The organism is Kitasatospora sp. NPDC038210 (assembly GCF_055600605.1).
The window spans coordinates 70,861-83,747 of the sequence record NZ_JBVJYK010000032.1 but is presented as its reverse complement, the minus strand read 5'-3'; the positions used below and the strand labels follow the sequence as shown (position 1 = coordinate 83,747).

Sequence of the window (12,887 nt, the reverse complement as noted above, 5' to 3'; positions counted from 1 at the left end):
GCGGGCGGTGCTGATCTCGGCGGGGCCGGTGAGGCGGCCGATCTCCACGTCGCCGTCGACGGCGGTGAGGCGGACGTTCGCGGCCTCGTCGATCTTGATCCGGCGGTAGGCGCCGTCGAAGGCGAGGGCGCCGAGGCGGCCGACGACGCGCAGTTCGGCGGAGGCGGCCTCGGCCTCGACGTCGGAGCCGGCCGGCAGCTGGACGGTGACCTCCACCGAACCGGGGCCGAGGAGCTGGTTCCCGGCCTCGGGCACCCGGATGCTCAGGACGCCGTCGGTGTAGGTCACGGTGGTCTGCTCGGCGGTGCGGGCGTCGCGGTTCCTGCCGGGGTCGGCGGGGCGGACCTCGACGGTGGTGTCGGGGCGGTCGGCGGCGATCAGCTGGACCCGGCCGGCCGGGACGTTCAGGACGGCGGTGATCGCGGCGGGGGTGTCGAAGGTCTGCATCGTGCTCTCCGTTGTTCGTCGGTGTTTCTGACGATGGAAAAGCTACGTTGCGTTCAAAGATCAGGCAACAGCTCCGTTGCTTCAAATAGCCATCACTGCAGGTGGAAGTGGAGAAATCGTTGCGCTGGGCGCAGGCTTAATGCAACGACCCTCGCCCCTTGCGTTGCAATGGGATGAGGGTGAACGCTCTGCGGGCCGCTGTTACGGCGTCACGGGCTCCAGTCGCAGCCGCCGGAGGGGCCAGGGCGCCGGTGCGGCGGGGCCGAACCAGAGGCGGACGTCCTCGCCCGTGCGCACGGGCAGCCGGGGGAAGTCGTTCTCGGCGTGCTCGGTGCGGTGCAGCGCGTGATGCGGGCTCAGATTCTCTTCGGCATAGGCCTCGAAGGCAGTGGGAGTGGCAGTGGCGGCGCCGGCACGGGTATCGACATCGACATCGGCATCGACATCGGGACGGCGAGCGCCGAGGCGGCAGACGGTGGCGAGCACCTCGCGGGTGCCCGGCGGCGGGGTGAAGCCGGGGCCGCGCAGTAGCAGGACGTCGTCGCTGTCGACCATGGTGGCGTTGGCCGCGTCGCGGTGCGCCTGCCAGACCGGGCCGTCGTAGAACGCCTCCAGTGCGCGACGGCGCTCGGGCATCGAGGGGAAGGCGCGCAGCCAGACGAAGCGGTCCGGGTCGTCAAGGTCGCGGAAGCGGCCGCCGACGGTGATGCCGACCGCCTGCTGCCCGGTCACGAACTCGCGCTCGAACAGCTCGATCAGGGTCTCCCGCGCGCCGGGGTGCAGGGTGTACTGGCGGAGCTCGACGATGGTCATGCGCCGCAGGTTAGGGGTGGTCCCCTGACATCCCCCGGCAGTGGATACTGGCGCCATGCGCGCGAGTCGGCTGGTCACCCTGCTCCTGCTGCTGCAGAACCGCGGCCGGATGACGGCCGAGCAGCTGGCGGGGGAGCTGGAGGTCTCCGTCCGCACGGTCTACCGGGACGTCCAGGCGCTCGCCGCGGCCGGCATCCCGCTGTACGGCGACGCCGGGCACGCCGGCGGCTACCGGCTGGTGGACGGCTACCGGACGCGACTGACCGGGCTGACCGCGGACGAGGCGCAGGCCGCCTTCCTCGCCGCGCTCCCGGGCGCCGCCGCCGAGCTGGGCCTCGGCGGGGCGCTCGCCGCCGCCCAGCTCAAGCTGCGGGCCGCCCTGCCGGCCGGACTGCGGGAGCAGGCCGGGCGGATCCAGGAGCGCTTCCTGCTCGACGCCCCGGGCTGGTACGGCGACGCGGACGCCACCCCGCACCTGGCCGGCGTCGCCGCCGCGGTGTGGGCGCGGCGGGCGGTGGTCCTGCGGTACCGGCGCTGGCGGGTGCCGGAGGAGATCGAGCGCCGGGTGGAGCCGTACGGGCTCGTGCTGAAGGCCGGGCGCTGGTACCTGGTCGCGGCCGGGCCGGCCGGGCTGCGGACGTACCGGGTCGATCAGATCATCGGACTCCGGGAGCAGGACGAGGAGTTCGTCGTACCGGACGGGTTCGACCTGGGCGCGTACTGGGCGGGCTACCTGGACGACTTCCGGGCGCGGCTGCACACCGGGGAGGCGCTGGTCCGGCTCACCCCGGAGGGCGCCCGCCGCCTCGGCGTGGCACCCGCGGCCGGGGGAGGCCGGACGGAGGCCCGGGTGCCCATCGAGTCGGTCGACCACGCGCACGGCGAGTTCCTGCGGCTCGGCACCGACGTCGAGGTACTGGAACCGGCCGAACTCCGCGACCGCATCGCCGCCACGGCGCGGGCCCTGGCCGCCCGCTACACCGCGTGAGGCGGACGGGCGGAGGAGCGGAGCGAGGGTACTGCTCCTGCGGCGGAGGCAGCAGCATCGTTTCGGTCATGTCAATTCGTGCGGGTCGTTGTGCTATTCCATTGGGGTGTCAGTCGTTCCTACACTGAAGCCCCGCCGCACGGGGGCTGCGGGAGGCAGGTTGCCGACGGGCCCGGGGGAGGCGCGTGTGACTGACCGGGGCTGGGACGAGGACGACACCCGGCCGTACTTCTTCCTCTCCTACGCGCACACCCCGAAAGCCGGTGCGCGTGGCGCCGGCGACCCCAACCACTGGGTCCGGCAGCTGTACCGGGACCTCTGCGAAGCGGTGCTCCAACTGACCACCGTGCCCGACGGGGTGCCGGTGGGCTTCATGGACGAGTCCATGCACCAGGGCGAGTTGTGGGCCGACCGGCTGTCCGACGAGCTGGCGAGCTGCCGGGTGTTCGTCCCGCTCTACTCCCCCCGGTACTTCAACAGCGTGCCGTGCGGGCAGGAGTGGCACGCCTTCACCCGCCGCCCCGTCTACCCGGCGAACCTCGACTCCGAGCGCACCAGCGGCATCGTCCCCGTGCTGTGGGCGCCGATGAGCCGCTACCGGCTGCCCAAGGTGGCCAGTGAACTCCAGTTCAACCACGCGAGTTTCGGCCCCGACTACGCCACCGAGGGCCTCTACGCCCTGATGAAGCTCAGCTACTTCCGCTCCGCCTACGAGCTGGCCGTGCACCGCCTGGCGGCCCGGATCGTGCAGGTGGCGGAGGAGACCGTGATCCCGATCGGGCGGCGGCTCGAATTCAACGCCCTGCCCAGCGCCTTCAACGTCACCGCGCCCACCAAGCAGCTGCGGATCTCCGTCCTCGCCTACCACCAGGGCGAGCTGCCGGGCGACCGCAACCCCGACTACTACGGCGAGCGGCGCACCGACTGGCACCCGTACCGGCCGGTCGGCTCGCCCATCGCCCAGCACGCGGTCCGGCTGGCACGGCAGTTGGGCTTCCAGCCGACCGTGCACGAGTTCGACGACGAGGTCGAGTCGATCATCGGGGGCAACGCCGAGGCCCCCGGCCTGCTGCTGCTCGACCGGTGGGCGCTGCGCGACCCGCGCCGGCGCGAGCTGGTGCGGCGCTTCGACCGCTCGGACGCCACCTGGGTGAGCGTCCTGGAACCGTGGAACGCCGACGACCCGGAGTGCGAGGAACAAGCCGGTGAACTGGGCGACCTGAGCGACGACGCCCTGCGCATCACCCGGCGCGCGAGCCGCCCCAGCTTCCTCGGCGCCACCGGCCCGACCGGGCTGCACTCGCTGGAGGACTTCGACGACGCATTGCCCCGCGCCGCGATGAAGGCCAAGTACGCCTTCGAGGGACGCACCAGGGCCGAACCCGAGGAACCGCCACCGCCCCGGCCCAGCCTGCGCGACGCGTTCCGGCGCGGGGGAGGCGGCTACGGACCGGACGGAACCGGGCCGGACCCCTTCGACGAGGACCGGAACCAGGGCAACGGCCGGGGCGCCCGGGACGCCGGCCACCGTGACCCCGGCCACCGCGACCGCTCCGGCGAGCGCACCGGCCACCGCAACGACCCGTACCGCGAGCACGACCCGTACCGCGACGACGGCGATGACCCCGATGACGGGATGGCGCCCCTGGGAGGACGAGGAAACCGATGACCGAGAACCGCACCAGGAACCTCCGCCTCGGTGGCCTCACCGCTGCCGACCTGGCCGACCGGCGGGAGGCCGAGCGGCAGGCCGCGGAGCAGGACCGCAACGGCCGGATCATCACCTTCTACTCCTACAAGGGCGGCACCGGCCGCACCATGGCCCTCGCCAACACGGCCTGGATCCTGGCCGCCAACGGCTTCCGGGTGCTCACCGTGGACTGGGACCTGGAGGCGCCCGGCCTGGCCAAGTTCTTCCACCCCTTCCTCGACCCGGCCTCGCTCGCCGGGACCACCGGGATGATGGACCTGATCGCCGAGTACCGCGAGGAGGCGCTGCGCCCGGTCGAGCACGCCGAGGGCTGGCACCTGGACTTCGCCCGGGTCCACCCGCACGCGCTGTCGCTCACCTGGCCGCACTTCCCGGACGGCGGCAGCCTGGACTTCCTCTCCGCCGGCCAGTTCAACCGGGACTACTCCGAGGCCGTCACCCACCTCGACTGGGACATCTTCTACGACCGCTTCGACGGCGGGCAGTTCTTCGACGCCCTCAAGGCCGACATGGCCAAGCGCTACGACTACGTGCTGATCGACTCCCGCACCGGCCTGTCCGACATCGCCGAGATCTGCACCGTCCAGATGCCCGACGACCTGGTGGTCTGCTTCACCCTGAGCGACCAGTCCATCGACGGCGCCTCCCGGATCGCCCAGCACATCCACGACCGCTACCGCGAGCGCGGCATCCGCATCCTGCCCGTCCCGATGCGCATCGACGAGGGCGAGAAGGAGAAGGCGGACGCCGGCCGCGCGCTCGCCCGGGTCCGCTTCGACGGCCTGCCCACCGGCCTGGGCGGGGAGGAACTCGCCCAGTACTGGGGCTCGGTGGAGATCCCGTACCGGCCGTTCTACGCCTACGAGGAGATCCTGGCCACCTTCGGCGACCAGACCGGCACGCCCACCTCGATGCTGGCCGCCTGCGAGCGGCTGACCTCCATGATCACCGAAGGGCGGGTCTCCGGCCTGCCGCCGGTGGACGAGGCGGTACGGCTGCGCTACGTGGACGCGTTCACCCGCCGCCGCCCGTCCGTCCCCGCCGACCTCTACCTCTCCTACGTCCCCGAGGACCGGATGTGGGCGGACTGGATCGAGTCCGTCCTCACCCGGGCGGGCTTCCGGGTGCTGCCCCGCGACCTCAGCGCCGGCACCGACCCGCGCGAGGAGACCGAACGCGGCATCGACTCCGCCTTCCGGACGGTCGCCGTGCTCTCGCCCGCCTACCAGCGCTCCCCGCAGGCCCGGGCGCTGTGGGAGTCGGTGGTCAGCTCCGACCCGTCCGGCACCCGGCGCCAGCTGCTGCCCGTCCGGGTCGGCGACGTCCGGCTCACCGCGCCGTTCAGCAACCGCAACCCCGTCGACCTGGTCGGCCGCGACGAGACGCAGTCGATCCAGAGCCTGCTGCGCGCGCTCGGCCGCGGCGACGTGCCGCTCGACGACGCCCCCAACGGCGGGCCGCGCTTCCCCGGCAGCAAGCCGTCGGTGTGGGACGTCCCGCCCCGCAACCCCTCCTTCACCGGCCGCTCCGCCGTCCTGGAGCAGCTGCGCAACCAGCTGCGCGGCGGAATGGCGGCCGTCCTGCCGACCCCGCAGACCCTGTACGGGCTCGGCGGCGTCGGCAAGACCCAGGTGGCGCTGGAGTACGCCCACCGCTTCATGTCCGACTACGACCTGGTGTGGTGGATCGACGCCGAGCAGACCGAGCTGGTCGCCCCGGCGCTCGCCGAACTCGCCCGCCGGCTGGGCCTGCGAGTCGGCGACTCGGTGACCGAGGCCGCCGAGGCCGCCCGGGAGGCACTGCGCCGCGGCGTGCCCACCTCGCGCTGGCTGCTGATCTTCGACAACGCCGACGAGCCCGCCGAGATCCGCCGCTTCTTCCCCGGCGGCTCCGGCCACATCCTGGTCACCTCCCGCAACCAGGCCTGGACCGGGCACGCCGAGGCGCTGGAGGTGGACGTCTTCACCCGCGGCGAGAGCGTCGAGCACCTGTGCCGGCGCGCCCGCAGCCTCTCCCGGCCCGACGCCGACCGGGTCGCCGAGGCGGTCGGCGACCTGCCGCTGGCCGTCGAGGTGGCCGCCGCCTGGCTGGACACCACCGGCACCCCGGTGGAGACCTACGTCGCCCAGCTGCACGCCGAGGCCGCCCGCGCGCTGGCCGTCGGCCGCCCCGCCGACTACCCGACCCCCGTCGCGGCGACCTGGAACGTCTCGATCGGACGGCTGCGCCAGCAGTCCCCGGCGGCGGTGCGGCTGCTGCAGCTGTGCGCGTTCTTCGCACCCGAGCCGATCTCGATGAACCTCTTCTACAGCGACCAGATGATCAGGGCGCTGGTGAAGTACGACGCCGACCTCAGCGACAAGTTCATGCTGGGCAAGGTGATCCAGGCGATCGGCCGGTACGCGCTGGCCAAGGTCGACGCCGGCAGCAACAGCTTCCAGGTGCACCGGCTGGTCCAGGCCGTGATCCGGGCCGGGATGACCGCCGACGAACAGGAGGTCGCCGTCCACGAGGTGCACCGCATCCTCACCGGCGCCCGGCCCGTCCTCGGCGACACCGACGACCCGGCCAACTGGCCCGCCTTCGACGAGATCTGGCCGCACCTGTCGCCCTCCAAGGCGCACAACTGCGACGAGGCGGACACCCGCCAGCTGCTCATCGACCGGGTCCGCTACCTGTGGAAGCGCGGCGAGCTCGACCGCGCCCGCGACCTCGGCCACGCCCTCGACGCGGAGTGGACCAGCAAGCTCGGCGAGGACGACCGGCAGACCCTGCTGCTGCGCTTCCAGCTGGCCAACGTCCTCCGCTCCCAGGGGAGTTACGCCGAGGCGCTGGCGCTGGACGAGGCGACCCTGGAACGGCAGCGAGCGCTGCTCGGCGAGCACCACCCGTACACCCTGATGACGGCCGGCTCCCTCGGCGCCGACCGCCGGGCGCTCGGCCGGTTCCAGGCCGCGCTCGACCTCGACCGCGAGATCCTCGACCAGTTCCGCGAGTTGTTCGGCGACGACAACCCGCGCACGCTCTCCATGGCGAACAACCTGGCGATCGACTACCGGCTGGTCGGCGAGAGCGAGGCCGCCCGCGAACTCGACCAGGAGACCCTCGACCGGCGCACCGCCGTCCTCGGCCCCAAGCACCCCTACACCCTCATCACCAAGTCCGCCCTCGCCCGCGACCTGCGCGAACTGGGCGACTACCACGGCTCGGTGGAGCTGCTCCAGGAGGTCACCGCGGACTTCGGCGACGGGCTCGACCCCGGCCTGCCGGAGAGCCTGCGCAACGCCAAGTCCCTGGCCGTCTCGCTGCGCCGGATGGGCCAGCTCGCCGAGGCCCGCCGGATCACCAAGGAGACCTACGAGCGCTACCTGGAGCGCTACGGCGCCGACGCCCCCGACGCGCTCGCCTGCGCGCTCAACCTGGCCGCCGACCACAGCGCGTTCGGCGACAAGGAGGCCGCCCGCGACCTCTGCTCCACCGTCTTCGAGGGCCACCGGCGGCTGTTCGGCGACGAGCACCCGTTCACCCTGGCCTGCGCCAACAACCTCGGCATCTACCTGCGCGGCAGCGGCGACGTCCAGGGCGCCATCGAACGCGGCCGGCTCACCGTCGAGGGACTGACGCGCTCGGTCGGGCCGGAGCACCCGTACACCCTCAACGCGATGATCAACCTGGCCAACGCCTACGGCGACGACGGGCAGCTGGCGCTCGCCGAACAGCTCGGCCGGGCCGCCCACCAGGGCCTCTGCGAGCGCTACTCGGCGCAGCACCCGGACGCGGTGGCCTGCGAGGCCAACCTGGCGGTCACCCTGCGGACGGCCGGCCGGCACACCCAGGCCGCCGAGCTGCGCTCGCGGTCGATCGCCGAGCTGATCCGGCAGTTCGGCGAGGAACACCCCAACACGGTGTCGGCGCGCGGCTGGAAGCGGATCAACCGCGACCTGGAGCCGCAGCCGGTGTGAGGCCGTCCCGGCAGGGGGCGGGGTACGCTGCCGAACCATGGTCGACACCCCGCCCCCGGTCCTGGTCACCCGGCGCCTCGCGCCCGGCGTCATCGAACGGCTGACCGCCCACCACGCCGTCACCCACCACGACTCCGACCGGGCGATGGACCGGTCCGAGCTGCTCGCCGCCGTCCGCGGCCGGCAGGCGGTGCTCACCACCCTGGACGACCGGGTGGACGGCGAGTTCCTCGACGCGGCCGGCCCCGGGCTGCGGATCGTCGCCAACCACGCGGTCGGCTACCACAACATCGACCTGGCCGCCTGCGCCGAGCGCGGCGTGCTGGTCACGCACACCCCCGGTGTGCTCACCACCGCCACCGCCGACATGGCCTGGGCGCTGCTGCTGGCCGCCACCCGCCGGCTCGGCGAGGGCGAGCGGCTGCTGCGCTCCGGCGCGCCCTGGACGTGGGCGCCCAACTTCCTGCTCGGCCTGGAACTGGCCGGCACCCCGCTGGGCGTGCTCGGCATGGGCCGGATCGGGCAGGCCGTGGCCCGTCGGGCCCGCGCCTTCGACATGCCGGTCAGCTACCACAACCGCCGCGAACTGCCGCCCGAGCAGGCCGAGGGCGCCGACTGGAAGCCGCTGGAGGAGCTGCTCGCGACCTCCACGGTGCTGGTCGTCACCTGCCCGCTCGGCGAGGCCACCCGGCACCTGCTGGACGCCCGCCGCCTGGCACTGCTGCCGCGCGGCGCGGTGGTGGTCAGCATGACCGCCGGAGTGGTGGACGAGGAGGCGCTGGCCGCCGCGCTGGAGTCCGGGGCGCTGTTCGCCGCCGCCGTGGACAACTTCGAGCACGAGCCCGTCGTCCCGGCCGCGCTGCTCACCCAGGAGCGCGTGGTGCTGGCCCCGCACCTCGGCAGCGCCACCGTCGCGACCCGGCAGGCGATGGGCGGCCTGGCGGTCGACAACGTCCTCGCGGTGCTCGGCGGCGCGGAACCGCTCACCCCGGTGCGGCGCTGACGGGGTGCGGCTCCGGCCCGGTGCGGTGCGGACCGACCGGGCCGGGCTAGCCCGCCGCCCAGGCCAGGGCGGTGGTCATCACCCGGAACGCCCCGAAGTGCGCGGCGCCGGGTTCGAGGAACAGTTCGGCGGCCGGGATGTGGTCGGCCAGCCAACGGGAGTGGTCGACCGGCGAGAACTGGTCGTCCGCGCCGTGCCAGAGCCAGGTCGGGACACCGATGGACCCGACCTCGAAGCCCCAGTCGGCGGTGAAGGCCAGCACGTCGTCGATCCAGCCGTCCGCGCCGTGCCGGAACGCCTCCCGGTAGTTGCTCTGCAGCATCCGCCGCAGCCCGCTGTCGGCCACCACCTCCCGGTCGGCGGGGGACAGTTCGGTGCGCAGCCCGTTCAGCAGCCGGACCGGGTCGTCCTTGATCTGCCGGGAGCGGAACTCCATCGCGTCGGCGATCCGGCCGTGCCCGCGCTCGGCCTCCTGATAGGCCCGGACGTTGGACGGGGTCATCCCGGCGTACCAGTCCAGGCCGGTCGCGTTGCGCGGCGCGAGGCCCACCAGCACCGCGACCCGGCTGACCCGCTCCGGCAGCAGCGCCGCGCAGGCCAGTGCGTGCGGGCCGCCGCCGGAGCGGCCGAGCACCGCGAAGCTCTCCAGCCCGAACTCGTCCGCGATGGCCCGCACGTCGGCCGCCGCCGCGCTCACCCGGCGGCCGAACAGCCGGGTCGAGTCGCCGTAGCCGGGCCGGTCGTACGAGATCAGCCGCACGCCCAGCCGGTACAGCACGGTGGAGCGCGGGTGCGGGCCGACCCTGCTGCCGGGCATGCCGTGCAGCAGGAACACCGGCCGGCCGCGCGGGTCGCCGAGGGACTCGACCGCGAGGGCGCGGTCGTCCGCGGTCTTGACCATCCGTAACGACACCTGCGGCCTCCTCAGTGCTCCCGGTCGGTTCGGTGCTCCGGGGCGGTTCCGTGTTCCCGCTCGGTCTCCTGCTCCCGGGCGCCGTCCCGGTCCTGCTCCCGGTCGTGCTCCTGCTCCCGGTCGGTGGTGGTGCGCACCTCCCGGCGGGCCTGCCAGGTGGTGTGCTCGCGGGAGATCGCGTCCTCGGCGTCCCGGGCCAGCCGGGCCCAGATCTCCTCGGCCTCCGGCGAGTCCAGGTCCAGCTCGGCGAGTTGGCGCTGGATCTGCGCCAGCTCCTCGGCGGCCAGCCCGTACGCGGCGGCCAGCGGCCGGTACTGGCGCAGCTGCGCCCAGGCGGTGACCGACGCGGCCACGGCCGAGACGGTGCCCAGCGCGTCGTAGGTGAACGCCCCGAGCGCCCGCAGCAGGGCGAGCACCAGCCCGAGCGCGGGCAGCAGCACGCCCAGCACCCCGGCCCAGTGGCCGGTCCGGGCGCAGTAGCGGGCCTTGGCGCGGTACCAGTCGTGCTGCACCTGGATCCGTTCGGCCAGGTACACCTCGCGGCGCACCGCCAGCGGCTGCTCGCGCAGGTCGCGCATCGCCGCGGTGATGTCCGCCCCGCTCCCCGTCCCGCTCCCCGGCACGGCCGCCGGGCCGCTCCCCGGCACGGCCGCCGGGCCGTCCCGGAAGGCGCCGAGCACCCGGCCGAGCTGGAAGCGGTACAGCCCCTCGGCGTCCGGCAGGGCGCGCGGCGGCGGCTGGTAGGCGTCGGCCCGGACGGCGTACTTCCAGACCAGGGTCTTCACCGACTCGGCGGCCGCCCGGCCCTCGTACCAGAGGCCCTGCGGGTTCTGCCGGCTGATCACCACCGCCAGCGCCACCGCGCCGAGGTAGGCGACGGCGGCCGGCCAGGCCCAGGGCTCGCCGTCGGCCGAGCCGGTCGCGGCGGCGACCACCAGCAGGACCAGCTCCCAGGCGGAGAGCAGCACCGAACGGCGCTGCCCGCGCAGCGAGGCCGCGTCGGCGGCCCAGAAGAATCCGGGCAGCAGGTCCCGCTCACGCACCCACCCGGTCCGTCCCGCCCCAGACGCCATGTTCGGCCCCCACCCGTCGCTCCGGTCGCTCCGCTCTCCTGCCCCGGGCGGGTTCCCGGTACGCCTGGCGCCGCCCCGGGCGGCCCGCATTGGCCGGGAAGGCCCGGTGGTTTGTCCGGTACTCCGCGTGTTCATGTCGCCACCCAGCGTGCGGGGTGCGGCGGCCCGCCGGGCGGGGGCGGGTCGGCGGGCGTACGGGCGCGGACGGGTCAGTAGGTGTAGAGGACCCGCTCGGCGTTGTCGGCCATCTGCCGGGCGTTCCACTCGGTGCCGCCCGGGACGTTGCCGGAGCGGAACAGCGGCGGGGCGGGGGCTTCCCCGGCCGCGGCCCGGTCGGCGAGGCGGCCCACCGCCGAGGCGACCACGGCCTGCATCAGCGCGCTGGTCACGATCGTGGAGACCGGGCCGAAGGTGGTCTCGGCGCCCGGGTGGGTCAGCTCGCCGTCGCCGACCGCGATCTTGCTGTCCAGCACCACGTCGCAGTGGTCCTTCAGGTACGTGCCGGACGGGTGCGCCGAGGGCACCTCCTGCGGGTAGGCCAGCGAGGTCACCCCGACCACCTTCAGCCCGCGGTCCCGGGCGTACCGGGCCAGCTCGACCGGCATGACCTGGCGGCCGGACAGCGAGATCACGAACAGCAGGTCGCCGGTGGTCGCCGGGGTCAGGTCGAGGGTCGCGGTGGCCAGCCCGGGGACCCTCTCCAGGGCGCTCGACAGCGGAGCGGGCATCACCGTCACCCCGGCCGTCCCGGGCACGTTCAGCAGGTTCACCGGGACGAGGCCGCCCGCCCGGTAGACCACGTCCTGGGCCGGCAGCGAGGAATGTCCGGCGCCGAAGGTGAAGACCCGGCGGCCCTCGGCCATCGCCTCCGCCAGCAGCGCGGCGGCGGCCTCGATGGTGTCGGCCTCCTCCTCGCGGACCCGCTGCAGGTGGGCGATCGCGGCGTCGAAGTACCTGCCGACCAGGTCGTTCATCTGGTGCCTCCGCTCTCTGCCGGTGAGGGAGCCGGCCGGGTGGGGCGGTCCGGGTGGTCCAGACCGCCGGTGGAGAAAGCTACGGCGAGCACGGTCGCGTCCCGGCGGTCCCGCTGTCAACAGGAACGAAATGCCGTACCGGAAGCCCCCGAGCGGCCCCGGTTGTCGCCCCGGTAGGTCAGAATTGGCGATGAGGACACCGAAGAACGGAGCCAGCGGCGATGTCTGGGCTGATCGACACCACTGAGATGTACCTTCGCACCATCCTGGAGCTGGAGGAGGAGGGCATCGTCCCGATGCGCGCCCGGATCGCGGAGCGCCTGGAACAGAGCGGGCCCACGGTCAGCCAGACGGTCGGCCGGATGGAGCGCGACGGTCTGCTGCAGGTCGCCGGGGACCGTCACCTCGAACTCACCGAGGAGGGCCGTCGGCTGGCGGTGCGCGTCATGCGCAAGCACCGCATCGCCGAGTGCCTGCTCGTCGACGTGATCGGGCTGGAGTGGGAGCAGGTGCACGAGGAGGCCTGCCGCTGGGAGCACGTCATGAGCGAGACGGTCGAGCGCAAGGTGCTCGCCATGCTCGGCCACCCGACGCAGTCCCCGTACGGCAACCCCATCCCGGGCCTGGACGAGCTGGGTGACGCCAAGGCCGAGGGCGAGGGCTTCGACGCCGGTCTCGTCCCGCTGGACAGCGTCAAGCCGGGCGACACCGGTGCCGACGTCGTGGTCCGCCGGATCGGCGAGCCGATCCAGACCGACAGTGCGCTGATGAGCACGCTGCGCCGGGCGGGCGTCCGGCCGGGCTCCACGGTCAAGGTGAACGCGGGCGTGGTCGGCGGCGTGCTGGTCGGCAGCGGCGAGAACGCGGCGGAGCTGGGCAAGGACATCGCCCAGCACGTCTTCGTCGCCCAGGCCTGAGGTTCCACCGCCCGGACCGGGGCTCCCCCGCCCGGCCCGATGCCCCACCGTTCGGTACGACGACCAGGGCCCGCTGCGTTCCGTGC

General features: G+C 73.7%; 10 protein-coding genes. 5 read left to right on the top strand and 5 right to left on the bottom strand.

Annotated features, from left to right (window positions below; all coding sequences use genetic code 11):
* The coding region (locus ACZ7KX_RS37640) for a DUF4097 family beta strand repeat-containing protein (RefSeq protein WP_470330448.1) at positions 1 to 447 on the bottom strand (447 nt) is incomplete at its 3' end.
* 201 nt (positions 448 to 648) lie between these two features.
* Positions 649 to 1,260, bottom strand: coding sequence for an NIPSNAP family protein (locus ACZ7KX_RS37635; protein WP_470330447.1), 612 nt, complete (start codon positions 1,258 to 1,260; stop codon positions 649 to 651).
* A 55-nt stretch (positions 1,261 to 1,315) separates the two neighbouring features.
* On the opposite strand from ACZ7KX_RS37635, the gene ACZ7KX_RS37630 reads away from it, so the two are divergent.
* The 4 genes from ACZ7KX_RS37630 to ACZ7KX_RS37615 all read left to right on the top strand — a co-directional run bounded on the left by ACZ7KX_RS37630 (position 1,316) and on the right by ACZ7KX_RS37615 (position 8,924).
* Positions 1,316 to 2,248: a helix-turn-helix transcriptional regulator gene (locus ACZ7KX_RS37630; protein WP_470330446.1), complete on the top strand. Its 933-nt coding sequence runs from the start codon at positions 1,316 to 1,318 to the stop codon at positions 2,246 to 2,248.
* Positions 2,249 to 2,435: 187 nt separating this feature from the next.
* The gene (locus ACZ7KX_RS37625) at positions 2,436 to 3,917 is read left to right on the top strand and encodes a TIR-like protein FxsC (protein ID WP_470330445.1); all 1,482 of its coding nucleotides are present in this window, start codon (positions 2,436 to 2,438) and stop codon (positions 3,915 to 3,917) included.
* Positions 3,914 to 7,921 carry an FxSxx-COOH system tetratricopeptide repeat protein gene (fxsT, locus tag ACZ7KX_RS37620; RefSeq protein ID WP_470330444.1) on the top strand — a complete coding sequence of 1,336 codons (4,008 nt, stop codon included), beginning with the start codon at positions 3,914 to 3,916 and terminating at the stop codon, positions 7,919 to 7,921. Before ACZ7KX_RS37625 ends, fxsT begins: the two co-directional genes overlap by 4 nt.
* Positions 7,922 to 7,958: 37 nt before the next feature.
* The gene (locus tag ACZ7KX_RS37615; protein ID WP_470330443.1) at positions 7,959 to 8,924 is read left to right on the top strand and encodes a 2-hydroxyacid dehydrogenase; all 966 of its coding nucleotides are present in this window, start codon (positions 7,959 to 7,961) and stop codon (positions 8,922 to 8,924) included.
* 46 nt (positions 8,925 to 8,970) lie between these two features.
* Here the strand turns inward: ACZ7KX_RS37615 and ACZ7KX_RS37610 are convergent, their stop codons facing one another.
* The 3 genes from ACZ7KX_RS37610 to ACZ7KX_RS37600 form a co-directional block, all read right to left on the bottom strand.
* On the bottom strand, positions 8,971 to 9,837 hold the full coding sequence (locus ACZ7KX_RS37610; protein WP_396552242.1) for an alpha/beta fold hydrolase: 867 nt from the start codon (positions 9,835 to 9,837) through the stop codon (positions 8,971 to 8,973).
* A gap of 11 nt (positions 9,838 to 9,848) precedes the next feature.
* The gene (locus ACZ7KX_RS37605) at positions 9,849 to 10,880 is read right to left on the bottom strand and encodes a DUF4231 domain-containing protein (protein ID WP_470330442.1); all 1,032 of its coding nucleotides are present in this window, start codon (positions 10,878 to 10,880) and stop codon (positions 9,849 to 9,851) included.
* A 239-nt stretch (positions 10,881 to 11,119) separates the two neighbouring features.
* Positions 11,120 to 11,884 (bottom strand): SIS domain-containing protein, encoded by a 765-nt coding sequence (locus tag ACZ7KX_RS37600; protein ID WP_350524907.1) that lies wholly within the window; start codon positions 11,882 to 11,884, stop codon positions 11,120 to 11,122.
* A 221-nt stretch (positions 11,885 to 12,105) separates the two neighbouring features.
* On the opposite strand from ACZ7KX_RS37600, the gene ACZ7KX_RS37595 reads away from it, so the two are divergent.
* Positions 12,106 to 12,801: a metal-dependent transcriptional regulator gene (locus tag ACZ7KX_RS37595; RefSeq protein WP_350524908.1), complete on the top strand. Its 696-nt coding sequence runs from the start codon at positions 12,106 to 12,108 to the stop codon at positions 12,799 to 12,801.
* Positions 12,802 to 12,887: the final 86 nt, after the last annotated feature.

Excerpts from the sequence above, each read along its gene's own strand:
- ACZ7KX_RS37635 (WP_470330447.1), bottom strand. The coding sequence starts at position 1,260 with ATGACCATCGTCGAGCTCCGCCAGTACACCCTGCACCCCGGCGCGCGG.
- ACZ7KX_RS37630 (WP_470330446.1), top strand. The coding sequence starts at position 1,316 with ATGCGCGCGAGTCGGCTGGTCACCCTGCTCCTGCTGCTGCAGAACCGC.
- fxsT (WP_470330444.1), top strand. The coding sequence starts at position 3,914 with ATGACCGAGAACCGCACCAGGAACCTCCGCCTCGGTGGCCTCACCGCT.
- ACZ7KX_RS37615 (WP_470330443.1), top strand. The coding sequence starts at position 7,959 with ATGGTCGACACCCCGCCCCCGGTCCTGGTCACCCGGCGCCTCGCGCCC.
- ACZ7KX_RS37600 (WP_350524907.1), bottom strand. The coding sequence starts at position 11,884 with ATGAACGACCTGGTCGGCAGGTACTTCGACGCCGCGATCGCCCACCTG.
- ACZ7KX_RS37595 (WP_350524908.1), top strand. The coding sequence starts at position 12,106 with ATGTCTGGGCTGATCGACACCACTGAGATGTACCTTCGCACCATCCTG.